We start from the raw sequence: 26,352 nt of genomic DNA, 5'->3' as shown, positions 1-26,352 counted from the left end.
TATCAATATAAAAAAGTTCTATTGTACTATAATTAATGGATCGATACCCTAAAACGATCAAAAGGGCAGATATGTTTAGTGGATTGGTCCATGAAGTAACGCAAATCCTTAGTTTCCACAATGGTGTGTTGAGCCTAAAAAGTACACACAAGCCCAAAATCGGCGACAGCATCGCTGTCAATGGGGCGTGCCTTACGGTGATCGCGCTGTTTAAGGGGGGCTTTAGCATGCAAATGAGCGCACACACACAGGAGCACATCGCCCTAGAAAACTACCAAGCCAGCCAAAGTGTGCATGTCGAGCCCGCCCTAAGAGCGGGGGATCGCTTCGATGGGCACTTCGTGCAGGGGCATATCGACGGGGTGGGTGTGGTAAAAAGCGTGCTTAAGCGGGCAAACCAAGTGGATATTGCTATCAAAGCCCCCCCGGCTATTTTAGAGCTGTGTATCCCCAAAGGTTCGATCGCCATAGATGGGGTGAGTTTGACCTTAGCGGGCATTGATAAAGACAGCTTTTCTTTGGTCATCATCCCCCACACCTTCCAAAACACCCTCTTTAACGCCTACAAGCCCGGGCGCAGGGTCAATATTGAGAGCGACATGCTCGTGCGCGCCATTGCCCACTTAAGCCAACAGAAACGCCAAAACCCGCTTTCATGGGCGGTGTGCGACTCGCTGGTGATGGGCTATTAATGGGGATGCCAAAAGCGGTTGCGCTTGCCTACAACATCGGTCAAGACGCTGCGCCTAAGGTAGTGGCTAGCGGGGTAGGGCAAATTGCCAAGGCGATCATGGAAAAAGCTAAAGCCTTTGATGTGCCCTTGTTTTGCAACGAAGCTTTAGTCAATTCACTCTTAGATGTACACCTAGACACGCCCATCCCACCTGAGTTGTACGCAAGCGTAGTAGAGGTCTTTATTTGGTTGCAAAATGCCGAGAGCAACGCACAAATGAGCTAGGCAAATACGCCTTAATTAGCAAGTGCCTTTTTAATTGAAAGGTGCCTTTTAATCCCCCATCCATACTCCCCCCCCCCCCCCCANAACGCGCTATTTTTAGCATTGTTTTTTTAATTGAAAGGGGCCTTTTTAACCCCCCCCCCCACCCCCCCCCCCCCCCCAAAAAAAAAGCTAGGGGATTATAAATCTTAACAAGGCTTGCCTATCTTAAGTGGGTCTTACCATCCACCTCTAAGAGTGAGCCCGCTCTCTATGAATATTTATACTTGCGTTTAAATCTCTATCCAAAGAAAAACCACAAGAGGGGCAATTTTGGCGGGCACTATACGCCCGCTCCCTATCTTGGCTCAAATCCTTTTAAGCGCTTCTAAGCTAGAACAGGTCTTAGAGCTGGGAACTAAAGCATTGCTTTTGATGAAACTGATCCTTTAGGGTGCGTGTGGGGGCGCGCTGTGCTTTACTTAAAATCTATCCCTATAAAAAAAGACCACGATCTCTGCAATGACGAGTATCAAGCCTAGGATTTTGACAGACTGATGGTTTTTAATGCCAAGCCAAAAGCCCCAATGGAGTCTAAATAAGCCAATACACAACTGTCCCACAAGCAAAAAGACAAGCATGGGGCTAGCCCAATTTTAGGCGCGCTGGTGATGGTTGTGAAGACGACAAAAGCTCCCAAAAGGCCACCGATAAACTTCCACCACTCTTATTGGCTTAAGAATTTTAACATGCCGCCATTTGATGAAACGCCAAGACCAAGAGACATAAAGTCCCCACCAAAAACGAAAAGAATGCCGCAAAGACGCTCACCCCTCCCATGTCCCCAGCTAAAGCCGCATTGATGGGGCTTGCAAAGCTGGGTCACACCGGCTAAGAGTGCAAACAAATAAGACATTTTATATACTTAAAAATTTTTGTGTCGGATTTAGCGTTTAAAATTTCAACTCTAGACATTTTAATTCTTTGTCGTAGGGGTCAAATTCGCCCACTAAAGTTAGGGGACTTTGGGGGCAAAAGTGGATATGGTGCTCCTTAGGGCAAAACCACCACTTACACACCAACAGGGCGGTGCGATCCTCTAAGATGAGCTCTACATGCTGCTTGGCGCGCCCCAAAAAACGCCACGATTTTAAGGGGGCGCAAACCTCAAATAAGGGCGTGGGATTACCCACCCCATAAGGCTCACCCTTGCTATAAAGCTCTAAAAACTCAGGGGTAAAAAACACCTCTAAATGGGGAGCTTTAAAGGTCATTTACAAGTGCTTAAAATCTCTAGGGCATGGTAAAAATCGCCGTTGGTTTCAAAGACGAGCCCGCACGCCTGCTTATGCCCCCCGCCTTGCACGCCAATGCCATTTTCTTTAAGTTTGCTTAAAATTTGCATTAAATCCGCCTCTTTAGAGCGCAAGGATGCTTCAATGCTTGTGTTTTCAAACCTCCAACACAAAGACAGCCTGCCTCCCATTTCTAAGAATTGGTTGGCGAGCATGCCTAAAACCCCTCTAGGGATCTGCCCGCCCGCATAGATGAGCGCGCCTTTTTGCGTGGGCTGTAGCCTCTTTTTAATCTCTTGGATACACTCTTTTCGTTTTTGATTGGTCTGCACTAAAAGCGTGGCGTAAGTGGGGTTGGCCTCTCTTGTGGCGAGTAAATCCACGACTAAATTACAATGGCAAAACCCCTCAATGCCATCGAGCCGTCCCACGGCGTTGATGAGCGGGATGATGTCCCACGCTAGAGCACTCAGCTTATAGGGATTTTGGTATTTTTGGGCCAAGTATAGGGCTTTGAGTGAGTTTGGCATGGCAGTCTTTAGAGTGTGGTCCATGCGCTGCACGAGTTGGCGGTTGTAGGGCGCGCTTAAGTCCATCATGTCGCCTATAGTGCTAAGCCCGGCTAAGACTTGTAAATATTGTAGGTGGTCTAGGCGCATTTTCACTTTGGTGTGTTTGGCGTAAGTAAGCAAGAATAAATACCCTACACACGCCCCGCTGATGCCTTGAAAGGGGTGGTTGTCGCCAAGTAAAGGGTGGATGAAGGCATCGCAAGCGGGGATACGCCCCTCTAAAAATTCGTGGTGGTCGCTTAAAATTAGGGGCGTGTTGTGGGCGTGTAAAAAGGCGCACACCTCATCGGGGATGGTTGCCCCATTGTCTATAGTGAGAAATAGGCTGTCTTTAAAGTCTAGGGGCTTGCCCCCTAAGCTTTGCCCTCTAGCGTTATAGTAGGTTTTCACTAAGCGTTCTTGATGGGCGTAGGCTTGTAAGAGTTCTACACTCATGCCATAGCTGTCTATGTTGCGTCTGGGGATGATGTAATTGATGTTGGAGTAGTGCAGCACCTCTTTAAAGAAATACAGGGCTAAAGCCGTGCCACTCATGCCATCGCAATCGTAATCTCCCCCGATGATGATTTGCTTTTGCTCTTGGATGGCACGGACTAAAAGCTCTAAAGCCTTGTGCCCCTCGCCCATTTCTAGGACACTATCAAGGCTAAATTTATGCGTGCCGTCCGCCTTGCTAATGCTCTCAATATGCACCCTAAATTCCTCTAACATTTTAGCACCCCGGCGTGTTTCCCCAAAGCTGTATGTGCAGCCTTTGGCCTAAAGAGTAGCCATGCGCTAAACACACGCCCGCCAAACTCTCTAAACCCTCTTGTAGGTTCTCTTTACTTGTAGCTAGGGGCATGAGATAGACTAAGGGGGGGGTTTTAAAGCGCAGTTGCTGTAATAAATCTTGCACTTCCTGTATGTCTCTTGGGGTCTTTAGTACGAATTTAAACACCACTTCTAGGGCGTGCTCTAGAATGTGTTGCAAGGGCTTTAGGGGGGTTTGCTCCCCACTAAAAGATAATTTAGGGCTTAGGGTGAAGTGCAGAGTGTCTAAAGGCGGGCTAAAGTCAAAAAACACACTCCCATTGCTCTCCACCCATAGGGTGTGCCCCCTTTCGTGCAAGATTTGCAGTGCCTCTAACAAAATGGGATTTTTAAAGTGTAGGCTTGGCTCGCCCCCGGTGAGCACGATTAAAGGCAAGCATTGAGAGTTAAAGGCGGGGAGTTTGTCTAAAAGCTCCACGGCACTCCTTAGATATTGCCATTTAGAATTGGGGCGCACAGCGTAGATGCTATCACAGCCCATAAACTCTTGCCCCTCAATATTTGCCCGCACTCCAAAGCCCACGCATTTAAAATTGCACCCGCCTAAGCGGATGAAAACACTCGGTTGCCCCACACAAGAACCCTCGCCCTGCAAACTGTAAAAGGTTTCTACTAGGGGTAGGCTCATATTTGGGCTAGGGGCAAGGGGCTTTTAAAGGGTTTGGCAGCGTTTAAAGCATTTTCTTTGGCTTGGTGGTAATTTAAGAGCTGCTCTAAGAGTTTTGGATTTGGCATGTCCTTTAAAATGGCGGGGGAAAACGCCACGCCCTCTAAAGAGATCACCCCCATTAAGTCGGGGTTCTTTAAATCCTCTGCCTCACTTTGGGCGTAGCCATAAGAAGTTTCATGCACTCTCACAGAGCAGACCTTAATCGCCTCGCCATTGTGTAACTCTGTTGCCTCTAAAATCGCACTGATGAAAAGGTGGAACATTAAAGCGTAGTGCTCGGCACTCGGGTTAAAGCTCAGTTTGACATGGCGTTCGCAAGTGCTGATGATAAAGTTTTGGAAACCTTCGGTTTCCTTGTCCCAAAAATGATGCGCGTGGTCGAATGCGTCTATAAAACTAGCGATTTCATTTTTAAAAATCCCAAAATCTAAAGCCATGCCCGCTCTGTCTAGCTTGTGTGCTTGTAAAAAGACTTCCACTTGGTAGTTATGCCCGTGTATGCTCGTGGCGCACCGTCTAGAAGTGCAGTTACGCACAATGTGGCTCGCACAGAAGTGAAACAAACGGCGGATTTGCATTTTAGCGCCTGTAGCAGGGCTTGAAGGGGGGGAGCTGGTGGTAGTAGCGGTAATGCTCCGATCGTGTGAAGTCGATGCGCCCGATGGTGTTAGAGATGAGCTCTTCATACAAGCGGTCATATCCACAAGTGTTCCCGCTCACACTCCCGTCAATGTAAAGCACCCGCTTGTTCAAGATGTTGTCCCACCAATCTAAAATGAAGTGTGAGCCCGCGAGCATCTTAGAATACGCCGAGAAGCCATTGATGGCGTAGTAGTCTGTGGGGACTTTTGCGCAATAAAACTGTCCCTCATGCCAATAACAGCGGTTGCTCTTGGCCCTATCTATGAGGGTGTAGTGGTAGGCGAGCACGGGCACGGCGGAGATGTTGCGCACCACTTGGGCGTAGATGACATTTTTGGCTCTAGAGGCGGGATATTCTTGCATGCTAAAGACATTGTAAAAGCCGAGTTCTTGCAAGTCGTAAATGATGAGCTGGATGTAAAAAGAGGTTACCATGTCCTCCTTGTTGTAGACCACCACCGTGGGCGAGCTGACATTAAAGATATACCCCCCACGCACCTCAGAGAAATAGCCCATATTCAAGCGGTGGCATCCACTGAAGAAAAAGACCACAGGCAACAACCACAAAAAAAGGTGTTTCATTTTCATAAACCCCATTTTACTATAAGTTTAGGCAAAGAAGCCTTGCAAACCTTCTAAATCGTCATAACTTGTCATGTTCAGCGTGATGGGCGTGATGGACACAAAGCCCTCTCTTAGTGCTTTAAAGTCGCTCATAGCCCCTTCTCTTTCCTCCCAACGCAGAGGATTAACCCCCATCCAACAATATTGCTTGCCCTTGGGATCTTGCTTACAATGGATGTTGTTGGCGTATAGGCGTTTGCCTTGTTGTGTGATTTTCACCCCCTTAAAATGCGGGCTTTGGGGGACATTGACATTTAAAAACTTACGCCCTTTGAGCGGATACTCNAAAAAGACCACAGGCAACAACCACAAAAAAGGTGTTTCATTTTCATAAACCCCATTTTACTATAAGTTTAGGCAAAGAAGCCTTGCAAACCTTCTAAATCGTCATAACTTGTCATGTTCAGCGTGATGGGCGTGATGGACACAAAGCCCTCTCTTAGTGCTTTAAAGTCGCTCATAGCCCCTTCTCTTTCCTCCCAACGCAGAGGATTAACCCCCATCCAACAATATTGCTTGCCCTTGGGATCTTGCTTACAATGGATGTTGTTGGCGTATAGGCGTTTGCCTTGTTGTGTGATTTTCACCCCCTTAAAATGCGGGCTTTGGGGGACATTGACATTTAAAAACTTACGCCCTTTGAGCGGATACTCTTTCAAGCACCGCACCACGAGCTTTAAGGTGATTTCTTTGGCTAGGGCGAAATCAAATTGGCTAAAAAGTTTGCGCTCTTTGATGTATTGCGACAAGGCGATGGAGGGGATGTTGTGGATCGTGCCCTCAATGGCACCGGCGACGGTGCCTGAGTAGAGTACATCCTCACCCATGTTTGAACCATGGTTAATCCCTGAGATGAGTAAATCAAAGGGGCGTTTGGCAATGGATAAAGCCAAACACACGCAATCGGTGGGCGTGCCATCATCTACGCGGTAATACCCCTCCCCCATTTGCTCCAAACGCAGGGGTAAAGTCGTGGTAACCCCATGCCCGCAGGCAGATTTCTCATTTTTAGGGGCAACCACTAAAACCTCAGCGATGGGTTCGAGCACCTCTTTGAGTGCCAAAAGCCCTCTTGCCTCGTAGCCATCATCGTTTGTGAGCAAAATATAAGGCTTCATGCCAAACTCTCCAACAAATGCGTTAAATACCCTTTGAGCGCAGAAGGCAGCTTGGCTAGCCTCTCTAAGAGTTGGGTTTGCAAGGTGCTCAAATACACCCTAGCCCCCTCTAGCTCGAGCAAGCGCACATAGGTATTTTTCAAGCCATCGGCATGGGTGCTTTTGCCTGATTGCTCAGGGCTTTGGGTGGCATCGATGATGTCATCGCGCACTTGAAAAAACAACCCCATTAACAGCCCCAAATTAAAAAGGGTTTGCGTTAAATCTTTAGGGGTCTTGCTAAACTCTTGGGCAATGAGCGCGCCCATTTTAAGGCTGGCGGCAATGAGTTTACCCGTCTTTAGGGTGTGTAACTCCTCTAGTTGTGCTTGTTCTAACTCCTGCCCCTCAAAGTGGCAATCTAGGGCTTGGCCCAGCACCATGCCCCTAACCCCCCCACATTGCGCTAAAGTCGCCACCAAGCGCACCTTCAGGGGGCTTTTGAGTTGAGACATAGCAATGAGCTCAAAGGCGTAGGTGTTTAAGCCATCACCCACTAAAGTGGCTGCGGTCTCGTTGTAGGTGGTGTGTAAAGTCGGATGCCCCCGCCTTAAGGGGGAGTTGTCCATGCAAGGCAGGTCATCATGGATTAAAGAATAAGTGTGGAGCACCTCTAGGGCTAGGGCGATGGGGTGGGCTTCTTGGATGCGCTTATGTGAGCGCACAAAGGCACACACAACGGCCAGTAAAAGCTTGGGTCTAAAGCGTTTGCCCCCATTTAGCAACATCTCCCAAAAGGCCTTTTCAAAAAAGGGGTGGAAGGTCTGTATCTTGGGTGCGCTTTGTTTTAAATAGTTTTCAAAGGCGGCGCACACACCCTCAAACAAGCGCAAATCACAAGTGGACATAAAACTCAAATCCATTTCTTAAAATTAACATTTCAATCCCCCCTTGCATGTAGCTATGGCTTAAAGCGCGGCGCAGGGCAGCAAGCTTGGCACTAAAGCTGGTCCCAGCAGGCGCGATGGGCTTGCGGTTGATCCACACAATCTTGTCGCCCACATGCAAGAGCCTAAAATCATGCGGACGGCTTTTGTTGATGGCTTGGATGACAAAATGCGGGCTTAGCCGAATGCCAAAGCGCTCTAAAAAGCTATCGGGCAGTAAAAATCCCCCATAGCGTCTATCCACCCGCACGCTTAAAGTCTTGTAGTGCCCCCCCCGTAAGACTTGCACGCTGGCGCGCTCTTGGTAGGGCAAATTGCTCACCACCCACTCAAACTCCCGCACATTGTTGATGTTGTGCCCATTGATATTGGTGATTTTATCCTGCTCTAAAAAGGGGTTGTTTCTAAAGAAGGGATCCACGCTCTGAACCACCACGCCCCCCCTTTGGCGCACCCTAACCCCGATGTCGCCGTAGTAGGGCGACTTTTGGCGCAAAAAGCGTTTGATGTAGCGGGCTTCAATGAAACCCCCGCCCGTCCCCACGCCATAAATTTGGTAGCAAATATTGCTCACCACCCCATTGGCCGCCACAGGGGCAGAGAACTTCGCAAAGTCTAAAAAGCCCTCTTGGCGTTTGACAATTTGCCCCCTTATGGCGTGGTGGGTGCTCACGCTGGCTAGCGGGTGGGTGTAGGCGTGCTCGTCAATGTCTAAGAGATTGTAGGCAAACTCTGTAGGGGGGGTTTTGAGCAAGTAAAAGCCGATAAAGGGGTCGGCTTTTAAGATTTTCGCGCCCCTAGCGGGCTTTCCATAGGCAAAGGACACCTGCCCACCTTTCCAAAACAAGGACACACTGCCCGGATGGCTTGCCCTTTTGTAATAGCCCTCACAATACGAGAAGTCATAGCCATCAAGGGTGCTTAAAAAGAGAGCCAATAGCCCTAAACAAGCAACCAAAAAGCGATTTTGCGCGCAGGGCATGGGCAGCTTAAATCAACTAGAAACCCTATTTGGCAAAGGGGTTGATCCCCCCGAGCATGCCAAAGGCGGCGTTTTTTCTTGCATCCTCCACTTGTTTATACGCCTCATTGAGCGCGCTCATTAAGTAGATTTGCAAGGCCTCCTTGTCCTCCAATAAGCCATCGTTTATAAAAATGTCTAAGAGTTCGCCCGCCCCATTGAACTTCACCTTCACAAGCCCGCCCCCGCTCTTGGCCTCAAAGATCGTTTCTTTGCTCTTGTTCTCCATTTCTTGAATCTGCTCTTGCAGGCTAGAGAGCAAACCGCCAAATTGGCTAAAATCTAACATTCCATATCCTTCTTGGGGGCGTTGTTGTGGTCCACGAACACGATGTGGGGTTTGTGGCCTTCCAGCTCCTCTAAGCTCAGTGCCACATAGGCGACAATGATGACTAAATCACCTTTTTGCACCAAGCGGCTCGCCGCCCCATTAATGCACACCTCACAGCCCACGCCCGCAATGACATAGGTACTAAAGCGCGCCCCGTTGTTGATGTTTAAAATATCCACCTTCATGAAGGGGGCGAGCTTAGATGCTTTGAGCAAGTCTGCGCCTAGGGTGATCGAACCTTCGTAATTTAAATTCGCGTCTGTGACCACCGCGCGGTGGATTTTGCTATACAGGGCTTGGATAAGGGGCATTTTAGGGCGTTTTCGTAGTTTGGTGCAGTTTGCGGGATTTGCTCGCGTTTTTAAGCGTTAGTTGCATTTCTTGGTTGCGCCATGTGAATTTCGCACTCCCACCTTCTTTGAGCCCGCCAAAGAGCAACATATCGCTCAGTTTCACTTTGATGTGCTGATGGACTAATTTTTCGATCATGCGTGCACCTAGAGGGTCTTTTAAACACAGGGATGCTAAATGGTTAATGGCGGATTTATCCACCACTAGGCTAATGTTGCGGGGGGCGAGCATAGTTTCCATTTTCTTGCACTCTTTTTGCACCACGCACTCTAAATGCGTCAAATCCAGGGGCTTGAAGGTCAAAATCGCATCTAATCTTGAGCGCAACTCGGGGCTTAAAATTTCTTTTAAGGCGTTGTGGTATTTGTGAGTGCTGTCCTCTAAAAAGCCTAACTTGCCTAGAGTTTGGCTACCAGCATTGGAAGTTAAAATTAAAATGGCGTGGCGAAAATCACTTTTACGCCCCGTGTTATCGGTCAAGGTCGCATCATCTGTGATTTGAAGCAATAAATCATAGACATTGGGGTGTGCCTTTTCAATCTCGTCTAAGAGCAGTACACAGCGGGGATGCTTTCTTATGGCATTGACTAATAGCCCCCCTTGCTCAAAGCCCACATACCCCGAAGGTGCACCGATCAATTTAGAAACGCTGTGCGGTTCTTTGTACTCGCTCATGTCAAAGCGCTCTAAATGCAGGTGCAGGTGCTTGGCTAGGACTTTGGCAAGCTCGGTCTTACCCACCCCGCTAGGTCCTACGAACAAAAAACTTGCCACGGGTTTTCTTGTGCCCGCTAAACCTGAAGCGTGGATTTTAATGGTTTCTACAAGGCGGGTGATCGCTTCATCTTGGGCGAAAACCTCTTTTTTAAGCTGGTCCTCTAGCCCTTTTAGGTGGTTTTTCTTTTCTGGGCTGATGTGGGCCTTGGGGATGTCTATTTTAAAGGATAGCACATTCTCAATGTCGTTTTTGGAGATGGTGGGGGGGTGGTTGCTTGGGGCGTAGATTTTCTTAAACGAGCCTGCCATATCCATTAAATCGATCGCCTTATCGGGCAAAAAGTTTTCGTGCAAGTAATGCACAGACAAATCTACGCATGCTTTTAAAGCCTCTTTGCTGTATTTGACCTTGTGGTGGTGTTCGTAGTAGCTAGAAATGTCCTCTAAAATGCCGTAGCAATCCTCTTTAGAGGGCTCTAAGATGTCAATTTTGCTAAAACGGCGGCAAAAGGCCTTGTCCTTTTCAAGCACTGCGCGAAACTCATCAAAGGTGGTTGCGCCAATGCAGCTTAAAGAGCCATCGGCGAGCATGGGCTTTAGGATATTGGCCCCATCTAGTGCTCCTGCGCTTGAAGCCCCCGCCCCTAACACAGTGTGGATTTCATCAATGAATAAAATACTCCCCTTGTCTCTTTGCAATTCTTTGAGCGTCTTTTTGAGGCGTTTTTCAAACTCGCCTCTATATTTGCTGCCCGCAACCATCGCGCTTAAATCTAGAGCGTAAATGGTGCGCCCTAACAAAAAAGGGGGGACTTCTTGATTGGCGATCTTCAAGGCCAGCCCCTCAGCAATAGCGGTTTTGCCCACACCTGGCTCGCCCACCAAGAGGGGGTTGTTTTTCTTGCGCCGCCCCAAAACCTCAATGACTTTTTGAATTTCCACCTCTCTGTGAGAGACGGGGTCGATGGCGTGTTTGGAGGCAAGAGCGTTTAAATCCCGGGCAAACTTTTTTAAAGCAGGGGTTTTCTCCTTGGAGAAGGTCAAAGGGGGTTGCTCCAGGATTTTAGGGCCATCGACACCATAGGTTTTTAAAATTTCCGTGGCATAGCAGGGGATTTTCTCCACCATAAGCCACAGCAAATCCTGCACATCGAGTACCTTATGGGGCATTTCTTTGGCATAGCGGCTTAGGGTTTGGAACAAGCGGTTTAAATGCTCGTCATTGACAGGGGTTTTGCCATGCCCTTCTAGGGCATTCTCATAGGTGGGGATGTTTTCGGTGAGGTGATTTTGGATGAGTTGCTTTGCCTCTTCTATGTCTAAATCCAAATGCCTCAAAAAGCCTTGTACCTCTTTGTCATTCAGCATGATGAAGAACAGATGCTCTGGAGTGATGTAACGGTGTGAAAGCTTGCTCGCCAAAGCCATCGCTGCATTTAGTAGGCGGTTGAGCCTTGTAGTGATGGGAGGCATTACTTTGCCACCAACACGGGGATTGGGGAGTTATCAATGAAACTATTTTGGTGCGAGCCAAAAAGGCGGTAAAACATGGACGACTCGCTCGCACCGATGACGAGCAAGTCAAAGCTGGGTGCCATCTCTAGGATGATATCCACAGGGCTACCCATTTTCAACACCGTTTCGCAAGAAATGCCCTGTTGAGCGAACAATTCTATAAATTCATCGACGAGGTTTTTAGATTGCTCGTTCTCGGCAACCTCAGTTTGGCTGTAGTTCATGATCCCACTCTCAGGGTAAATCAACACCTCGGGGCTGACATGCACCAAGGTGAAATGCACCTCTTTGATTTTAGAAAACAGCCTAATCGCCGCGTCCACCCCGCTTCTGCACTCTTGTGTATCGCTAATCCCAAAAAGCACTCTAAGCATGGCAAATCCTCACAGAATTTGGCTTCATTATAGAAAAATTAAGCTAAAAGTATCGTTAGGGGGCATTTGTATTATAATACCCGCTACTTAAAACTCACAGAGAATAAGGATACCCAATGCATCGCCCAATTTTCATTAGTGCCACGAATACAGATATGGGCAAGACCACCATAGCCCTTAAACTTGCTCAGCTTTATAACGATAAAGGCATCAAAACCCTCTTGGTAAAACCCATTGAAACGGGCATCAACACTCAAGAAAGAAGTGATGCCGACTTATTCTTAGAAGAAAACCAACACATTGACTCCGATCTGAACTTAGAAGACATCAGTTTTTACCGCTTTGTTTTGGCGGCGAGCCCCTTTGTGGCGGCGCGCTTTGAACCCCACCTGCCCCCCATAGACCTTAAATACATTGAAAAAAAGCTCAAGGTTCTGCAAGAAAAATGCGACCTTCTCATCATTGAAGGTGTGGGGGGCTTGCTCGTGCCCTTAGATGAAAAGGTGCGCATTGTGGACTTGGCCCTCTATCTAAAGACAAAATTGCTCTTAATCAGCGGGAGTACCCTTGGCATGCTAAACGACCTCTTGTTAAACCTACACTACCTGAGCACCAATAAAATCCCCTGCCAAGTCGCCATCAACATGCGCGACAACCGCGCCTACTACCAAACGAGCAAGCCCTATGTGGACTACCTCAACAATGGCCTAAAAGAGCCCATTTTGGTGTTTCAAGAACAACAAGACCTCCTTTTAAACCGCCTCTTAGAATCTTAGATAAACCTGTTTGTCAAAATATGATTAAAATGATTATAATAGCCCCCTAATTCAAATTCAAGGAGAAAACATGTTTGTTTTAAGAGATTTGCCCTACAGCAAAGACAGCATGGGAGATTTTTTAAGTCCCACTGCTTTTGACTATCACCACGGCAAGCACCACCAGGGTTATATTAACAACCTCAACAACTTAATTAAAGGCACTGAGTTTGAAAGCAGTTGTTTATTCACCATCATCACCAAATCCAGCGGGGGGGTGTTTAACAACGCCGCACAAATCTATAACCACGACTTTTATTGGGACTGCCTGAGCCCCAAAGCCACCGATATGAGCGAGGAGCTCAAACACGCCCTTGCCACCGATTACGGCTCAGCAGAGGCTTTTAGAGAAGCCTTCATTAAAAGTGCCACCACGCTCTTTGGCTCCGGATGGAATTGGGCGGTGTATAACCCCGCGACAAGCAAAATTGAAATCGTGCAAACCAGCAACGCCCACACCCCCGTAACCGAACAGAAAGTCCCCCTTCTAGTTGTGGATGTGTGGGAACACGCCTACTATATTGACCATAAAAATGTCCGCCCCACCTACCTTGAGAAGTTTTACGAACACATCAACTGGGCATTTGTATCCGAATGTTTAGAGTGGGCGAAAAAGGAGGGTTTGGGCTCTGTGGATCATTACATTAACCAAATCGTGCATAAGAAAGCCTAGCCGTGCAAGACCCCCTCATCATCGGCCCTAAGACCTTCGCCTCCCGCCTCATTGTGGGCAGTGGCAAGTATAAAGACTTTGCCACCACCAAGGAAGCGACCCTAGCTAGCGGGGCAGACATGCTCACCGTGGCGGTGAGAAGAGTGAACATCACCGACAAGGGTAGCGAAAACCTGCTAGACACCTTCAAAGACACGCACATCAGCTTTTTACCCAACTCCGCCGGTTGCAGCAGTGCCAAAGAAGCCATTGCGCTTTTTAGACTTGTCAAAGAAGCGACCGGGATTGACTTCATCAAATTAGAAATCATCGGGGATCAACGCACCCTCTATCCAGACACCCTAGAAACCCTAGAAGCGTGTAGAATCCTTGCTAAAGATGGCTTTTGTGTGCTCGCCTACAGCAATGACGACCCTATCATGGCCAAAAAGCTTGAGGATGCGGGCGCGAGTGCCGTCATGCCCTTAGCCTCCCCCATTGGCAGCGGGCTAGGGATACAAAACCGCTACAACATCGGTTTCATCAAAGAGGCGGTGAGCGTGCCCGTGATTGTGGATGCGGGCGTGGGCTGCGCTTCGGACGCAAGCATTGCCATGGAGCTAGGCGCGGATGGGGTTTTGACTAACTCCGCCATCGCCCTAGCTAAAGACCCCGTTTTGATGGCCAAGAGTATGAAACACGCCGTTTTAGCCGGGCGCCAAAGTTACTTGGCCGGGCGTATCCCCAAAAAAGCCTATGCCAGCCCTAGCTCTCCTGTCTTTGGGCTTGCCCAACTTTGAAAGATACCCTTTTTTGCGCCCCTCTGCCTAAACGCTTTGAGTTTGACAGCCAAGTGGCGGGCATGTTTGATGATATGCTCGCGCGAAGCATCCCCCACTACCAGGAAACTTTAAAACTCGCCAGCCACTTTGTGGCGCAGGATTTAGTGGGCGTGGTTTATGATTTGGGTTGTTCTACGGGTAATTTTTTAGCTACCCTAGTGCCCCTCTTGCCCCCTGATGCCTCCCTAGTGGGCATAGACAATGCACCCAGCATGCTAGAAAAGGCAAGAGAAAAGCTCAACATCCACAATGTAACTTTTCGCTGTGAAGACTTATTAAACACTTCCCTAGAAAATGCGGGGGCGGTGGTGTTGCTCTACACTTTGCAATTCATCCGCCCCCTGCAGCGCCAAGCCTTGATCGAGCGCATTTTTCACGCTTTAAAGCCCGGGGGGGTGATCCTCGTGGCAGAGAAAATGATGAGCTTAGATCGCATTTTAGACAAGCAAATGGTGGAGTTGTACTACCTTTACAAGCAAGCCCGGGGCTATAGCCTGAGTGAAATCAGCTTTAAACGAGAAGCCCTAGAGAATGTCCTCGTGCCCTACAGCCTGCAAGAAAACATGGCACTTTTAGAGCAAGCGGGCTTTCAACAACCCGAAGTGCTGTTTAAATGGGTGAATTTCGGGCTGCTCTATGCGCGCAAAACTTAAGATTGTTCTAAAAGAAGGGAGAGGACACCCATGGTTAAAAACATCTTTAAAATCGCTCTCTTGAGTCTGTGTTGCTTGAAAGTGTGTTTGTCTAGACAGCCAAATCAAAACCCAACAAATCAAACAATACCTCCTCATAGCTAATCAGGCTTACGACAAAAAAGACTATGACAAGGCTTTCACATCCTTTCAAAAAGCAGCGGATTTAGGGAGTGCTTTAGGGTTATGCCGGTTTGGGGGATTTGTATAGCGACTATGACAGTGGTTTTAGTGATTATGCGCAAGCATTGTTTTATTGCAAAAAGGCGAGGGATTTGTGGAGTGCCAAGGCGTATGTCTAGCCTTTTGTATGAGAATGGCAATTGCGATAAATATAAATGCGCTGTGAAGCCAAATAATAAAAAAGCCCTGCAATACTACAAAAAGGCAGGAGATATGGGGGAGCCTGCAGGTTACTATAAATTTAGGCATCATGTATGAGTATGGCAAAGGTGTCAAGCGCGACAAAGAAAAAGCGCGTCAACATTACCAAAAGGCTTGCAAGATGGGTCTTGACGATTCGTGTTATGCCCTAAAGAGGCTAAAGCACAAGAACTAAGCCCCTTTAGGCTTCTATGTAAATGGGTCAGGGCGCACCTAAAGCCACTTAAGGGCACACCGCTTCTAATAAATCCAAATCAAAGCCTTTAAGTGCGGCGTGTTCGGGATGATCTTGAGTGGTGAGTAATCTAAAGCGTTTGATACCCAAACTTTTTAGCACCAGCGCGCCAATGCCAAAGTTTTTCAGCGTGTCATGCACTCTAGCCTGTGGGTCGATAAACACCAACACCCCGCCCTCAAACCGCAGCCGCTCCACCACCCGCATGAAAAAGCCATAATTGGCTGCATGACCTAAGAGCTCTCGATCGCTTCTAATGATATGAAAGCGCACCAAAGGAGCATCGCTTAACTCGCCAAATTGATACACGAAGTGCTTGCGTTTTAAATGGTCTAAAAACACCAGCCCCTTGCAAGCCACACCCGCTAGACTAGCAGGCGACTCCTCTACAAGGTGCAATAAATTTTCACTCTGCAGGCGGTAGCTCACAATGTCGGATACATACAAGATTTTGAGCTCGTGGGTTTTAGCAAAGTCTAGCAAAAATTTATCCCCCCTTTTGGCCATCGAGCCATCCTCTTTCATGATCTCGCAAATCACGCTCACCGGCTTAAGTCCGGCTAATTTACATAAATCCACGCTCGCCTCTGTGTGCCCTGTACGCACCAACACCCCCTCTTCTTTGGCAATCAGCGGGAAGATATGCCCCGGGCGCACAAAGTCCGCGGGGCTGCTGTGCTCTTTGCATAAAAGCTCAATGGTGAGCGAGCGCTCATAGGCCGAGATGCCCGTTTTGGCCACCTTCGCATCAATGGAGATCGTAAACGCCGTTTCGTGTTTGGAGTCGTTTTGGCTCACCATGGGCTTTAAATCAAACTTGTTTGCAATCTCTTGGGTGAGGGCGACACAAATGAGCCCCCTGGCGTGTTTAGCCATGAAGTTAATCTTCTCAGGAGTGGTGAAGATGCCCGCCATCACCAAATCCCCTTCATTTTCACGGTCCTCATCGTCCATTAAAATGACCAACTCTCCATTTTTGAGGGCATTGATCGCCTGCTCCACTCTGTGCACATTTGTCATCTGTTTCCTTTGCTAAAAGCAAACATTGTAGCACAACGCTTGACTTTTGTTTGCCTATAGTTCTATGATAGGGGTTTAGATTTTATGAACAGAGGTTTAGATTTATGCAGAGAGTTTTTATGCGTTTTTTAGTTTTTGTTTTGGCGGCAGGCTTTTGTTTTGGGGCACAGGTCAAGGTCGCGGCAGCGGCAAATTTGAGCCAAACCCTAAATGCGATCAAGGCCGCGTTTTTAAAAACCCACCCCAAGGATCAAATTTTGATCAGCTTTGGCTCTTCGGGGAGTTTGTTTAACAAAATCACGCAGGGTGCACCCTATGATTTATTCATCAGTGCGGACAAAGAACACCCCACAAGCTTAGTGCAAGGTGGTTACACTTCTGCCCCCGTGCAAGTCTATGCGAGGGGGGTGTTGGTACTTTGGAGCGCGACTAGACCTGTGAAGTCCCTAGATGTTTTGCAAGATTCTTACCACCACCTAGCCATCGCCAATCCTGACCTAGCCCCCTATGGGCGTGCAAGCATGGAGGTGCTCAAAAAATTGCACCTTGCTGACGCTTTGCAGCTAAAAATTGCTGAGGCAAGCTCGGTGGGACAAGCAACAGCCTATGTCGCCAGCAAGGCCGCCCAACTGGGCTTTAGCGCACTCTCTTTAATGGGTAAGAGGGCACATTATCTCATCATTCCTCAAGAGTACTACAGCCCCATCGAGCAGGCAATGGTGCTCACCAAAGAAGGCGAAGACAATCCCCTAGCCAAAGAATTTGTCGACTTCATTTTAGGCTCCAAAGGCCAAACCCTTTTAAAAGCCCATGGCTACTTAGTCGCTCCCTTTGGAAACTAGTTTTTTAGCCACTCTTGCCCTAACTTTCAAGTTAGCAGCCATCACCACCCTCATCTTATGCCCCATAGGGCTCGTGCTTGGGGCGTATTTAGCGTTTAAAGATGGGTTTTTAAAAATCCTTGTAGAAACCCTAACATGGATGCCCCTCATCTTGCCACCCACGGTGTTAGGCTTCTATCTCTTGGTGCTCTTTGCGCCCGCAAGCCCCCTAGGGGCGTTTTTGCTAAAGTTTCACATCCGCTTGGTTTTTAGTTTTAGTGGACTGGTGTGCGCGAGTGTGGTTTTTTCCCTGCCCTTTATGGCTAATCCCATCCAAAACGCCCTAAAAAGTTTGCCAAAATCTCTAAGAGAGGCTAGCTATACTTTGGGCAAAAGCAAGCTTTTCACTTTCTTTAATGTGCTGCTGCCCAACATCAAGCCAGCGCTGCTCATGGGGCTCATCACGACCTTCGCGCACACCGTGGGCGAATTTGGGGTGGTGATGATGGTGGGGGGCAACATTCAGGGGCAAACCCGCGTGGCAAGCATCGCCATCTACACCCAAGCCGAAGCCAATCATTTAGCCCTAGCCAACCAATACGCCTTAACCCTTAGCGTTTTGAGCTTTGCCCTGCTCTTTGTTGTGCTCTTGATCCAAAAACGCACGCAGGCTTTTTACAAATTTTAGGGTTTTTGTGTTAGAATGAGGGCTTAAATTATCTAAAGGTTTGCGTGATGAAGCGAGAAGTGAATTTGGCAGTGAGTGTCGGCGTTTTGAAAAAAGCCGCCCCCTTGTGCCTATCCGTTGGTTTGGTGGCGGCATTTACAGGGTGTGGCTGGTTTAAAAAACCTGGAGTGACCCAGCTCATCCCGCCCTCAGCCACAGGTTTGCAAGCCCCCATCTACCCGCCCACAACCTTTAACAATGGGCGTAGTCCCCGCTCCATGCCCGTTTTTCCCAAAGAAGCCCCCTCTTCGCCACAAATCACAACCCACTTTGACAACTCTAACCAAAGTGTCGCCCCCTCAGCACCCGAAAATGGCATGATCGCCAATTCGCCCATCCTCACCCCCACCAATGTGATCGAGCTGAGTGCTGTGGGCATGGGTGTGGCACCTGAATCGACCATTTCGCCCTCCCAAGCCCTAGCTCTAGCCAAAAGGGCAGCGATTGTGGATGGCTACCGCCAGCTAGGCGAAAAAATGTACGGAATCCGTGTGAACGCCACCGACACCGTCAAAGACATGATCTTGCAAAACTCTGTGATCAAAACCAAGGTGAACGCCTTGATCCGCAACGCTGAGATCACCGAAACCATCTACAAAGATGGGCTATGCCAAGTGAGCATGGAGCTAAAACTCGATGGGCGTATTTGGTACAATGTCTTCAACCGTGTACGCGGGTAGGCTAGCGGGCTAGATTTTGCGTTGGGGTGTTTTATGGGGGCGGTTGTTGGTAGTTGGATTATTTGGACTGCTTTTAAGTGCATGTCACCACCAACCCAAGGTCGCCAAACCCAAAAAACCCCATCACCATAAAAAGATCTTCATCAAGAAAAGTTATGCCCAGCGCCAAAGAGAAGAGGCCGCCAAAATCAGGCAAGAGTTAGAAAAATTCAAGCTTATCTACATTTACACACCGGTGTTGCGTTTCTACGATTACGGCACCATTGGACGTACCAAAGAGGGGGATTTAGAATTGGTGCTCTACAAGCTCAGCCATCGCTTTGGCGATATCATTATCAAGAAAAACTACATTTGTTTTTCGGGTACTTGCATGGCCAAATGGAGCGCGGCTAGGGACATGTTTGGCAAGGTAAGCTATGGCAACTTATTTGACGACATTGTACTGGGTCGCGACATCTTTCACGGACTAGGCAAGCAAATCGCCCCCAATGGCACGCTCATCCAGCGCTTTGTGGAGAATGGACAGCTCATCTACTACGAGCGCACCTTTGGTAAAACCTTGTTTCAAAACATGACCACAGGCGTGGCAATCGTGTTTGAAGCTTACCATCCGCAGTGATTTAGGGAGTTTGTTTTGCGCTTACGCTTTTTATGGCCATTCTTACCCGCTTCCTTAGTGGCCAATGGGTTTCAGATCTCTGAGCAGAGCTTAAATGGCACCGCTCTAGGCTCGGCGTATGTGGCTGGGGCACGCGGGGCGGATGCGAGCTATTATAACCCGGCCAACATGGGCTTTACCAACGACTGGGGGGAAAACCGCAGCGAGTTTGAGGTCACCAGCACGGTGATCAACATCCCCGCCTTCAAGTTCATGGTGCCCACCAGCAACCAAGGCCTATACTCTGTAACCAGCCTTGTGATGGACAAGAGCAAACAAAACATGGCGGCGATCATCAACATCTTGGGGCTTGGGGGGATCACCAGCTCTGCTGCCGACAAACTCATCACGGGGGGCTTGCCCGCCTTAAAGCAATTCATCAATAACTTAGAAAATCTGACCAACCAAAAGGTCGTTACAGTCGCCTCCATGCCCAGCAATCAAGTGGTCCCCGGCTGGACGGGCACGACCAATTTCATCCTGCCTAAGTTCTTTTATAAAAGCCGTACACACAATGGCTTCACTTTTGGGGGGAGTTTTACCGCCCCTTCAGGGCTTGGCATGAAGTGGCATGGGCCCGGGGGCGAGTTCTTGCGCGATGTGTTTATTATGATGGTCGAGGTCGCCCCTAGTATCAGTTACACCATTGGTAATCGCTTTTCTGTGGGTGTGGCAGGGCGTGGGCTTTACGCCACGGGCAGTTTTAACAACACCGTGTATGTGCCCTTGCACGGCGCGTCTGTGCTCAAGGGCAGCCAAATCATAGGCTTGCCCAACAATGTTTTTAGTCAGCAAGTCCCCGCTGCCATGCGCCAACAGCTTGCCAGCATCGGCTGGAATCCCGCCATTACATGTGCCCAGGACATGAATCAAAACTCCACCCCTTGTGAAGCTTACTACAATGGACTCAAGGAAATCATGCGCTACAGCGGCTTGCAACAAGCCGATTCAAATCTTTATGGCACCTCTCAAGTTGTCCAGCAGAGCAATGGCAGCGCATGGAGTGGGGGTTATAGAGCAGCCGCAAGCATGCGTGTGTTCGACAATGGCATGTTTTCTGTGGTCTACAACAGCAGCGTAACGTTCAACATGCACGGCGATTTGACCGCCCTCACCGAGTTAGGACCCAGTTTGGGCAATGTGCTCACCAAGGGGCATTTGAACATCAATGTGTCTTTGCCTGAAATGCTCGACATCGCCTATGCTCACGAGTTTTTCAAGCACCACCTACGCATTGAGGGGGTGTATCGGCGTACCTTTTGGTCGCAGGGCAATAAGTTTTTAGTCACACCCGACTTTGCTAACGCTAGTTATCAGGGCATCGGGGGGACTGTGCAGTATTTGAACTCGGCAACCTTGAAAAAAATGGTGGGTTTGGCGGACTTTAGTGGGGTGATGAACATGGGAGCGGGCTGGCGCGACACCAACACTTTCAGACTAGGGGCAACTTATATGGGGCGCTATTTGCGCTTGATGGGGGCGTTTAGCTACGACCAAGCCCCAAGCCCCCAGGAGGCGATTGGCATCCCCGACTCTAATGGCTACACCATCGCCTTTGGGGCAAAGTATAATTTTAGGGGCTTTGACATCGGCTGGGGGGGAACCTTCACTTTTAAAAGCAACCGCAACAGCTATTACCAATCCAACGATTTAGGACAATTGCGCATTTTCTCTGCATCTTTAGGCTACCGCTGGTAGTTTAAACGCTGTTTTAGCCCGTTTAACTATAAGTTTAACTATAATAATATTTTGATTTTATTATTTAAGGATTGCGATGCCGCAGCCGAGTGTCAGCCGTTATGTCCCTTGGGTCGGGTTTGTTATGGGGCTGGTGTTGGCGTTGTTGGTATATTTCTCTATGGCAGAGCATATAGAGAGCATCCAGCACAGCATTAACCAACCTAAGTTGAAGATCGAGAGCATGCCCTTTGTCGCTGCCACTGCGGTTTTAATGGGGGTGTGGTGGATGAGCGAAGCCGTCGAGTTGGTGGCGACCGCTTTGCTGCCCCTAGTGCTGTTTACCCTCTGTGGGGTGGCAAGCTTTAAAGAAGTAGGCGCAAACTACGCCTCGCCCATCATTTTCTTGTTCATGGGTGGCTTTGTGTTGGCGATGGCGATGCAAAAGTGGAATTTACACACCCGAATCGCTTTAAACATCATCGCCCTAGTGGGGACTAGCCCTAGGGCCTTAGTCGCTGGCTTTATGCTCGCCACGGCGTTTTTGTCCATGTGGGTTTCCAACACCGCCACGGCTGTGATGATGATGCCCGTGGGTCTTAGCGTACTGCAATTGGTTGCCAAACTCTTAGAAGAAAAGCAGGGGCAAGCCACGCCCTTAGATTCAAGCCCCCTTTCACGCACCAGTACCCAGGGCGGGGTTTTACAAAACATCGTGGACAAGGGCAAGGACGCGCAAACACCGGTTTACCGCACCAATTTTAGCGTTTGTTTGATGCTAGGCATCGCCTACAGCGCCTCCATCGGCTCCTTGGGCACGCTCATAGGCACACCCCCTAATGCGCTTTTAGCCGGCTATATGCAAGAAGCCTTGCATGTGAAGATCGACTTTGGCAAATGGATGCTTTTAGGCGTGCCCCTGTCTTTGCTCATGCTCTTTGCCACATGGATTCTGCTCACCTATGTGATCTTTCCCATTAGGATCAAAAACATCCCCGGGGGCAAGGAGATGATTAGAGAGGAATTAAAGAAACTAGGGCCCATGAACTCCGGGGAGTGCTGGGTCGCTTTTCTCTTTGTGCTCGCCTCCTTAAGCTGGATTTTCTTGGGTAACTTTTTACACTCTAAGGGGATTAAAGTTGCCAGTATAGACGCGATCATCGCCATGTCTGTGGCTGTGCTCTTGTTCATCATCCCCGCACAAAACACCCGCCTCATCGATTGGAGTACGATGAAAAAGTTGCCCTGGGATGTGCTCCTACTCTTTGGTGGCGGACTAGCCCTCTCAGCGCAGTTTTCTAAAACGGGGCTGTCGCTGTGGATTGGCAAACAAGTCGCAATACTAGGGCATATCCCCCTCTTGCTTTTGATTGTATTGGTAACCACAATGGTGATCTTCTTAACCGAGATCACCTCCAACACCGCCACGGCGGCGGCCTTCTTGCCCGTCTTGGGGGTGTGGCGCTGGGGCTGGGCTTTAAGGGGGCTGAGGTGCTTTCACTCACCATCCCCGTAGCCCTTGCCGCCACCTGTGCTTTCATGCTCCCTGTGGCGACTCCGCCCAACGCGATCGCCTATGGTTCGGGCTATTTACAAATGAAGGACATGATCAAGGCGGGGTTGTGGCTCAACTTGATCGGGATCGTCCTCATTGGCGGTTTTTCTTATAGTCTTGTTGGTGTCATTTTTGAACATTAGGGAACACGATGCAATTCAAATCAAAATTTTATGGCGAAAAAGCACGTTATATCACGGGGGTAGCTTTGCTCATTTTAGCCGCTCTAGTGTTGTCTTTAAACTCTTTATGGTTGTTTTGGATGGTACTGGGGGTGGCGTATTTAATCGGCGCGCATGAAGCCCTGCACCTTTATCAAAAAATCTATGGCCCTGTACCCAACACATGGCACTATGTGGTTTTGATCTTTGTATGGGTGTTGGTCTACATCACTCCGCCCTTTGAAAGCGTGATGGTGATGGGGATGTTTGTGGCGGGGTTTTTAGCCTATCGGGGCTATGATGTGCACCACTGCTTGGTCTTCATCTACCCCTCTCTGCCCTTTGCCTACATTTTCGATATATATAAGGACTTTGGGATGATGGCTGTGGTGTGGCTCGTGGTGGTGGTGGTGGTTGCCGATGTGGGGGCGTATTTTGGCGGGCGGCTCTTTGGCAACATCCCTTTAAGCCCCACTTCGCCCAAAAAGACCTTTGAGGGGGCATTTGTGGGTTTTATGTTTGCGAGCGTGGTGGGGGGATTGGTGGGCTTAAAATATGTGGGCTTTTTCTACGCCTTTTTTACCAGTGCCGTGATGGCGATCAGCGCGATTTGGGGGGATTTGTATGAAAGTTCATTAAAAAGGCGAGCAGGGGTGAAAGACAGCGGGACCATCTTGCCCGGGCACGGGGGGGTATTAGACCGCATGGATGCCATGCTCTTTGCCGTTGTGGTCTTGCACTTCTTGCTGCGTACGAAAACCGTCATAGAATCCACTTTATGATCATCCTAGGCAGCACGGGTTCGGTGGGGCGGCAGGCTCTAGAAGTGGCCCAGTTGTTTCACCTGCCCATAGAGGCCTTAAGTGCGGGGCGCAATGTGGAGCTTTTAAACGCCCAAATTGCCGTCCACAAACCTAAAAAAGTAGCGCTTTTGGACAAGAAGGATTACCCCCGTCTCAAAGCTCCCCAAGGCACAGAAATTTTTATCGGGGCGGAGGGGATCGTCCAAATGGTGGCAAGCAGCCAAAGCGATTTAGTGCTAAACGCTCTGGTGGGTTTTAGCGGGCTAGAGCCTAGCCTGTGCACCTTTCAAGAGGGCAAGACTTTAGCTCTAGCCAATAAAGAGTCTTTGGTGGTGGGTGGGTGGCTTTTAAAGGGGGCGAAGATTTTACCCATTGATAGCGAGCACTTTGCCCTGTATGCGTTGCTTAAAAACACGCCCAAAGAGAGCGTGGATACTTTATTCATCACCGCCAGCGGGGGGGCTTTGAGGGATACCCCTTTGGCACAAATTCCCAGCCAGAGCCTTGAAGAGGTGTTAAAACACCCCAACTGGCAAATGGGCGCGGACATCACCATTAATTCTGCGAGCATGGCCAATAAACTTTTTGAGCTCTTGGAAGCGTATTGGCTCTTTGGAGGGATTCAAGTGGATGCATGCCTTGAGCGTAACTCGCGTGTGCATGCTTTGGTGCGCTTGAAAGATCAAAGCTGGCATGCCCAGCTTAGCCAGCCAGATATGCGCCTGCCCATCATCCACGCCCTAAGCCCCACAAATGCCCAAAATTTGCCCTCAAAACCCCTTGATTTGTTCAACACCCCGCTTAAATTCGAGCCCATAGACCCGGCTAGATACCCCCTTTGGAGATTTAAAGATTTATTATTACAACAACCCAAACTAGGCGTGGTACTCAATGCCAGCAATGAAGAGGCTCTACGCGCCTTTAAAACGGGGGCGATGCCCTTTGGCAATATCCACGCCTTGGTGGCGCAAAGTTTAGAACACTTTAAAGATCAACTCCCACCCTTAGACCATTTAGAGCAAATTAAAGCCTTAGACACCCAAGTACGCCGCTTCATGCAAACGCTCCATGTTTAGGTGGACTTAAGTTAAAGTTAACTTTATTTAGATAGAATCAACCTTTTACGGAGTATGGCGCAGCCTGATTAGCGCGCACCCTTGGGGTGGGTGAGGTCGTGGGTTTGAATCCCGCTACTCCGACCATTTCCTTGTAAACTTTTTTACCCAACAAGTGCTTAGACGGATTGTGGATTTCTAGTTGTGCCCTTAGTCTGCAGTTTTGCTTGTAAAGATCTGCTCGTTAATTTAGCTTGCAGTTTCTTGTGGGCCTAGCCCACACACCACTCAACCCTACTTTTTCCCCCGAATTAAAGATCTTTCATAGTTGATGCCGTCATCGTCTTGGTTTTGCTGGGTGCTTTGTTGTGTCGTTTGTTTTGCGCCAGGGGCTTTTTGTGTAGCGGCGGGTTTGCTAGGCGCTGTGCTTTTAGCAGGGGTGCTTTGGGTAGCACACCCTGTGATGAAAAGAGCCGCCAAAAAAGCGGTGGTCAAGGCGTGTTTGTTCAATGGGTTCTCCTCTTATCTTTTTTCAGAACCCGCTATTATAGCACGCCTTGCGCCCAAGATTGCCACAATTACATTAATGTGGCAAATCGTAGATGGGGCAGTCTTTCACGCCAATGTGGTGTCTTGTGAATTTCTCTACATTGGCTTGGGCTTTTTTGGGGTCGGTTACCCACGTTCTGTAAAACTCAAAGGGGCATTCGGCCACGCCTTTATCTCCATCACCACTGATGAAGACCCCGCTATAGCCTCTGTGTAAGAGTTTGAAGAGTTGGTTTTGGCTTTGGTCGTGTTTGCGTGCATCGCGGATTTCGTGCACGGAGAGTTGGGCGTATTGAATCCCATACTCTTCTTCCCCACACTCACCCAAAGTGCGTCCGTCAAAGCCTACAATGCTGGAATGTCCGAAGTAAGAATACACCCCGTCAAAGCCAGCAGCGTTGGCCACCGCCACGTAGCACTGGTTTGCCCACGCCATGGCTTTTACCATTGTGATTTGTTGTTCTTTAGCCGGATACATATAGCCTTGACAGCGCACAATGAGCTCGGCCCCACGCATGGCACAGTCGCGCCAAATCTCAGGGTAGTTGCCATCATCGCAGATGATGAGCGAAACTTTTAAGCCTTTAGGCCCATCCACGACATAGGTTTTATCCCCCGGATACCAGCACTCAATGGGGCACCAGGGCAAAATTTTGCGGTACTTTTGCACGATCTCGCCTTTGTCGTTGATGAGAATGAGGGTGTTGTAGGGGTTCTTTTTAGGGTCTTCGTGCTTTTCACCCGTTAAAGAAAACACGCCCCACACCTTGTTCTTTTTGCAGGCGTTGGCAAAAATCGTGGTCTCTTCACCAGGCACACTCGCCGCCGTGTCAAACATTTCTTTGCGGTCGTACATGATGCCGTGCGTGCTGTACTCAGGAAAGATGATTAAATCTAACCCAGGCAAACCTTGTTTCACGCCTGTAATCATGTCTGCAATTTTATGGCAATTGTCTAGGACATCTTGTTTGGTGTGTAGCCTAGGCATTTTGTAATTCACCACCGCCACGCCAACGGTTTCGGGACTGCTGCTAATATCTCCGTGTCGCATCACTTGCTCCTTCAAGAAATTTAAAAAACACCCGGAAACTTTAAGCCAATAAAGCAAATGTTTTTTTAA

29 protein-coding genes, 1 tRNA gene and 2 pseudogenes are annotated in these 26,352 nt (G+C 48.9%); 16 read left to right on the top strand and 16 right to left on the bottom strand.

Annotated elements, in window-relative coordinates; translation table 11 throughout:
* Positions 1–71: 71 nt before the first annotated feature.
* Both ribE and AOG36_RS07310 read left to right on the top strand, forming a co-directional pair.
* The gene (gene ribE / locus AOG36_RS07315) at positions 72–692 is read left to right on the top strand and encodes a riboflavin synthase (protein WP_015107342.1); all 621 of its coding nucleotides are present in this window, start codon (positions 72–74) and stop codon (positions 690–692) included.
* Entirely contained in the window at positions 692–958 is a 267-nt protein-coding gene (locus AOG36_RS07310; RefSeq protein WP_015107341.1) for an EscU/YscU/HrcU family type III secretion system export apparatus switch protein, read from the top strand. The genes ribE and AOG36_RS07310 overlap by 1 nt, the downstream gene beginning before the upstream one ends.
* A gap of 231 nt (positions 959–1,189) precedes the next feature.
* Here AOG36_RS07310 and AOG36_RS09425 read toward each other — a convergent pair whose 3' ends face one another.
* The 14 genes and pseudogenes from AOG36_RS09425 to AOG36_RS07245 form a co-directional block, all read right to left on the bottom strand.
* Positions 1,190–1,246, bottom strand: coding sequence for a hypothetical protein (locus AOG36_RS09425; RefSeq protein ID WP_437117370.1), 57 nt, complete (start codon positions 1,244–1,246; stop codon positions 1,190–1,192).
* Between the two features lie 229 nt (positions 1,247–1,475).
* Positions 1,476–1,652 (bottom strand): annotated as a pseudogene (locus tag AOG36_RS09400) (DMT family transporter); the annotation flags it as partial.
* A 238-nt stretch (positions 1,653–1,890) separates the two neighbouring features.
* Entirely contained in the window at positions 1,891–2,211 is a 321-nt protein-coding gene (locus AOG36_RS07305; protein ID WP_015107337.1) for a hypothetical protein, read from the bottom strand.
* A complete protein-coding gene (locus AOG36_RS07300) occupies positions 2,208–3,515 on the bottom strand; it encodes a DHH family phosphoesterase (RefSeq protein ID WP_015107336.1) in 1,308 nt (435 codons plus the stop codon). The genes AOG36_RS07305 and AOG36_RS07300 overlap by 4 nt, the downstream gene beginning before the upstream one ends.
* Position 3,516: 1 nt before the next feature.
* Positions 3,517–4,245, bottom strand: a complete 729-nt coding sequence (locus AOG36_RS07295; RefSeq protein ID WP_015107335.1) for a 7-carboxy-7-deazaguanine synthase QueE — start codon at positions 4,243–4,245, stop codon at positions 3,517–3,519.
* A complete protein-coding gene (locus AOG36_RS07290) occupies positions 4,242–4,865 on the bottom strand; it encodes a 6-pyruvoyl trahydropterin synthase family protein (protein WP_015107334.1) in 624 nt (207 codons plus the stop codon). The genes AOG36_RS07295 and AOG36_RS07290 overlap by 4 nt, the downstream gene beginning before the upstream one ends.
* A gap of 1 nt (position 4,866) precedes the next feature.
* A complete protein-coding gene (locus tag AOG36_RS07285; protein WP_173380400.1) occupies positions 4,867–5,517 on the bottom strand; it encodes a hypothetical protein in 651 nt (216 codons plus the stop codon).
* A gap of 389 nt (positions 5,518–5,906) precedes the next feature.
* Complete coding sequence (surE, locus tag AOG36_RS07275) at positions 5,907–6,671, bottom strand: 5'/3'-nucleotidase SurE (RefSeq protein WP_015107332.1); 765 nt, start codon at positions 6,669–6,671, stop codon at positions 5,907–5,909.
* Positions 6,668–7,558: a polyprenyl synthetase family protein gene (locus AOG36_RS07270; protein ID WP_015107331.1), complete on the bottom strand. Its 891-nt coding sequence runs from the start codon at positions 7,556–7,558 to the stop codon at positions 6,668–6,670. Before AOG36_RS07270 ends, surE begins: the two co-directional genes overlap by 4 nt.
* Entirely contained in the window at positions 7,545–8,579 is a 1,035-nt protein-coding gene (locus tag AOG36_RS07265; RefSeq protein ID WP_015107330.1) for a DUF7488 domain-containing protein, read from the bottom strand. The genes AOG36_RS07270 and AOG36_RS07265 overlap by 14 nt, the downstream gene beginning before the upstream one ends.
* A 25-nt stretch (positions 8,580–8,604) precedes the next feature.
* Complete coding sequence (locus AOG36_RS07260) at positions 8,605–8,907, bottom strand: YbaB/EbfC family nucleoid-associated protein (protein ID WP_015107329.1); 303 nt, start codon at positions 8,905–8,907, stop codon at positions 8,605–8,607.
* Positions 8,901–9,260, bottom strand: a complete 360-nt coding sequence (panD, locus tag AOG36_RS07255) for an aspartate 1-decarboxylase (RefSeq protein WP_015107328.1) — start codon at positions 9,258–9,260, stop codon at positions 8,901–8,903. The genes AOG36_RS07260 and panD overlap by 7 nt, the downstream gene beginning before the upstream one ends.
* 1 nt (position 9,261) lies before the next feature.
* On the bottom strand, positions 9,262–11,490 hold the full coding sequence (locus tag AOG36_RS07250) for an AAA family ATPase (protein ID WP_053825781.1): 2,229 nt from the start codon (positions 11,488–11,490) through the stop codon (positions 9,262–9,264).
* Positions 11,490–11,906: a universal stress protein gene (locus AOG36_RS07245; protein WP_015107326.1), complete on the bottom strand. Its 417-nt coding sequence runs from the start codon at positions 11,904–11,906 to the stop codon at positions 11,490–11,492. The genes AOG36_RS07250 and AOG36_RS07245 overlap by 1 nt, the downstream gene beginning before the upstream one ends.
* A 116-nt stretch (positions 11,907–12,022) precedes the next feature.
* Here AOG36_RS07245 and bioD point away from each other — a divergent pair, with 116 nt between their 5' ends.
* The 5 genes from bioD (at position 12,023) to AOG36_RS09140 (ending at position 15,466) form a co-directional block, all read left to right on the top strand.
* Positions 12,023–12,682 carry a dethiobiotin synthase gene (gene bioD, locus AOG36_RS07240; RefSeq protein WP_015107325.1) on the top strand — a complete coding sequence of 220 codons (660 nt, stop codon included), beginning with the start codon at positions 12,023–12,025 and terminating at the stop codon, positions 12,680–12,682.
* A gap of 70 nt (positions 12,683–12,752) precedes the next feature.
* Positions 12,753–13,394 (top strand): superoxide dismutase [Fe], encoded by a 642-nt coding sequence (gene sodB / locus AOG36_RS07235; protein ID WP_015107324.1) that lies wholly within the window; start codon positions 12,753–12,755, stop codon positions 13,392–13,394.
* A gap of 2 nt (positions 13,395–13,396) precedes the next feature.
* On the top strand, positions 13,397–14,173 hold the full coding sequence (locus AOG36_RS07230) for a thiazole synthase (protein ID WP_015107323.1): 777 nt from the start codon (positions 13,397–13,399) through the stop codon (positions 14,171–14,173).
* Positions 14,170–14,868 carry a carboxy-S-adenosyl-L-methionine synthase CmoA gene (gene cmoA / locus AOG36_RS07225; RefSeq protein ID WP_015107322.1) on the top strand — a complete coding sequence of 233 codons (699 nt, stop codon included), beginning with the start codon at positions 14,170–14,172 and terminating at the stop codon, positions 14,866–14,868. The genes AOG36_RS07230 and cmoA overlap by 4 nt, the downstream gene beginning before the upstream one ends.
* A gap of 472 nt (positions 14,869–15,340) precedes the next feature.
* Positions 15,341–15,466, top strand: a complete 126-nt coding sequence (locus tag AOG36_RS09140; protein ID WP_015107320.1) for an SEL1-like repeat protein — start codon at positions 15,341–15,343, stop codon at positions 15,464–15,466.
* A 48-nt stretch (positions 15,467–15,514) separates the two neighbouring features.
* On the opposite strand, the gene AOG36_RS07220 is transcribed toward AOG36_RS09140, so the two are convergent.
* Positions 15,515–16,546, bottom strand: coding sequence for a bifunctional 3,4-dihydroxy-2-butanone 4-phosphate synthase/GTP cyclohydrolase II (locus AOG36_RS07220; protein WP_015107319.1), 1,032 nt, complete (start codon positions 16,544–16,546; stop codon positions 15,515–15,517).
* A 119-nt stretch (positions 16,547–16,665) separates the two neighbouring features.
* On the opposite strand from AOG36_RS07220, the gene modA reads away from it, so the two are divergent.
* The 9 genes and pseudogenes from modA (at position 16,666) to AOG36_RS07175 (ending at position 24,830) form a co-directional block, all read left to right on the top strand.
* Positions 16,666–17,388, top strand: coding sequence for a molybdate ABC transporter substrate-binding protein (modA, locus tag AOG36_RS07215; protein WP_015107318.1), 723 nt, complete (start codon positions 16,666–16,668; stop codon positions 17,386–17,388).
* A complete protein-coding gene (gene modB / locus AOG36_RS07210) occupies positions 17,378–18,055 on the top strand; it encodes a molybdate ABC transporter permease subunit (RefSeq protein WP_015107317.1) in 678 nt (225 codons plus the stop codon). Before modA ends, modB begins: the two co-directional genes overlap by 11 nt.
* Positions 18,056–18,102: 47 nt before the next feature.
* Positions 18,103–18,774, top strand: a complete 672-nt coding sequence (locus AOG36_RS07205) for an LPP20 family lipoprotein (protein WP_015107316.1) — start codon at positions 18,103–18,105, stop codon at positions 18,772–18,774.
* Positions 18,775–18,817: 43 nt separating this feature from the next.
* Positions 18,818–19,393, top strand: coding sequence for an HP0838 family lipoprotein (locus AOG36_RS07200; RefSeq protein WP_015107315.1), 576 nt, complete (start codon positions 18,818–18,820; stop codon positions 19,391–19,393).
* A 15-nt stretch (positions 19,394–19,408) separates the two neighbouring features.
* Complete coding sequence (locus AOG36_RS07195; RefSeq protein ID WP_053825779.1) at positions 19,409–21,130, top strand: OmpP1/FadL family transporter; 1,722 nt, start codon at positions 19,409–19,411, stop codon at positions 21,128–21,130.
* A gap of 76 nt (positions 21,131–21,206) precedes the next feature.
* Positions 21,207–22,807 (top strand): annotated as a pseudogene (locus AOG36_RS07190) (SLC13 family permease).
* Between the two features lie 8 nt (positions 22,808–22,815).
* Positions 22,816–23,607, top strand: coding sequence for a phosphatidate cytidylyltransferase (locus tag AOG36_RS07185; RefSeq protein ID WP_015107313.1), 792 nt, complete (start codon positions 22,816–22,818; stop codon positions 23,605–23,607).
* Positions 23,604–24,704 carry a 1-deoxy-D-xylulose-5-phosphate reductoisomerase gene (gene dxr / locus AOG36_RS07180; RefSeq protein WP_015107312.1) on the top strand — a complete coding sequence of 367 codons (1,101 nt, stop codon included), beginning with the start codon at positions 23,604–23,606 and terminating at the stop codon, positions 24,702–24,704. The genes AOG36_RS07185 and dxr overlap by 4 nt, the downstream gene beginning before the upstream one ends.
* Positions 24,705–24,752: 48 nt before the next feature.
* Positions 24,753–24,830 (top strand) — tRNA-Pro (locus AOG36_RS07175).
* 436 nt (positions 24,831–25,266) lie between these two features.
* On the opposite strand, the gene AOG36_RS07165 is transcribed toward AOG36_RS07175, so the two are convergent.
* The gene (locus tag AOG36_RS07165) at positions 25,267–26,283 is read right to left on the bottom strand and encodes an aliphatic amidase (protein ID WP_053825818.1); all 1,017 of its coding nucleotides are present in this window, start codon (positions 26,281–26,283) and stop codon (positions 25,267–25,269) included.
* Positions 26,284–26,352: the final 69 nt, after the last annotated feature.

The organism is Helicobacter heilmannii (assembly GCF_001283065.1).
In the GTDB taxonomy this organism is placed as follows: Bacteria; Campylobacterota; Campylobacteria; order Campylobacterales; family Helicobacteraceae; genus Helicobacter; species Helicobacter heilmannii.
The sequence above is the reverse complement of the archived record's forward strand: the minus strand, read 5'-3'. Positions and strand labels throughout refer to the sequence as shown.

Coding starts and splice junctions, on each gene's coding strand:
- AOG36_RS07220 (WP_015107319.1), bottom strand. CDS start 16,546: ATGACAAATGTGCACAGAGTGGAGCAGGCGATCAATGCCCTCAAAAAT.
- dxr (WP_015107312.1), top strand. CDS start 23,604: ATGATCATCCTAGGCAGCACGGGTTCGGTGGGGCGGCAGGCTCTAGAA.
- modA (WP_015107318.1), top strand. CDS start 16,666: ATGCGTTTTTTAGTTTTTGTTTTGGCGGCAGGCTTTTGTTTTGGGGCA.
- AOG36_RS07260 (WP_015107329.1), bottom strand. CDS start 8,907: ATGTTAGATTTTAGCCAATTTGGCGGTTTGCTCTCTAGCCTGCAAGAG.
- AOG36_RS07185 (WP_015107313.1), top strand. CDS start 22,816: ATGCAATTCAAATCAAAATTTTATGGCGAAAAAGCACGTTATATCACG.
- AOG36_RS07165 (WP_053825818.1), bottom strand. CDS start 26,283: ATGCGACACGGAGATATTAGCAGCAGTCCCGAAACCGTTGGCGTGGCG.
- AOG36_RS07305 (WP_015107337.1), bottom strand. CDS start 2,211: ATGACCTTTAAAGCTCCCCATTTAGAGGTGTTTTTTACCCCTGAGTTT.
- AOG36_RS07310 (WP_015107341.1), top strand. CDS start 692: ATGGGGATGCCAAAAGCGGTTGCGCTTGCCTACAACATCGGTCAAGAC.
- AOG36_RS07265 (WP_015107330.1), bottom strand. CDS start 8,579: ATGCCCTGCGCGCAAAATCGCTTTTTGGTTGCTTGTTTAGGGCTATTG.
- AOG36_RS07245 (WP_015107326.1), bottom strand. CDS start 11,906: ATGCTTAGAGTGCTTTTTGGGATTAGCGATACACAAGAGTGCAGAAGC.
- panD (WP_015107328.1), bottom strand. CDS start 9,260: ATGCCCCTTATCCAAGCCCTGTATAGCAAAATCCACCGCGCGGTGGTC.
- AOG36_RS07270 (WP_015107331.1), bottom strand. CDS start 7,558: ATGTCCACTTGTGATTTGCGCTTGTTTGAGGGTGTGTGCGCCGCCTTT.
- AOG36_RS07300 (WP_015107336.1), bottom strand. CDS start 3,515: ATGTTAGAGGAATTTAGGGTGCATATTGAGAGCATTAGCAAGGCGGAC.
- AOG36_RS07295 (WP_015107335.1), bottom strand. CDS start 4,245: ATGAGCCTACCCCTAGTAGAAACCTTTTACAGTTTGCAGGGCGAGGGT.
- sodB (WP_015107324.1), top strand. CDS start 12,753: ATGTTTGTTTTAAGAGATTTGCCCTACAGCAAAGACAGCATGGGAGAT.
- AOG36_RS07290 (WP_015107334.1), bottom strand. CDS start 4,865: ATGCAAATCCGCCGTTTGTTTCACTTCTGTGCGAGCCACATTGTGCGT.
- AOG36_RS07250 (WP_053825781.1), bottom strand. CDS start 11,490: ATGCCTCCCATCACTACAAGGCTCAACCGCCTACTAAATGCAGCGATG.
- bioD (WP_015107325.1), top strand. CDS start 12,023: ATGCATCGCCCAATTTTCATTAGTGCCACGAATACAGATATGGGCAAG.
- AOG36_RS07205 (WP_015107316.1), top strand. CDS start 18,103: ATGAAGCGAGAAGTGAATTTGGCAGTGAGTGTCGGCGTTTTGAAAAAA.
- AOG36_RS07285 (WP_173380400.1), bottom strand. CDS start 5,517: ATGAAAATGAAACACCTTTTTTTGTGGTTGTTGCCTGTGGTCTTTTTC.
- AOG36_RS09140 (WP_015107320.1), top strand. CDS start 15,341: ATGTATGAGTATGGCAAAGGTGTCAAGCGCGACAAAGAAAAAGCGCGT.
- surE (WP_015107332.1), bottom strand. CDS start 6,671: ATGAAGCCTTATATTTTGCTCACAAACGATGATGGCTACGAGGCAAGA.
- ribE (WP_015107342.1), top strand. CDS start 72: ATGTTTAGTGGATTGGTCCATGAAGTAACGCAAATCCTTAGTTTCCAC.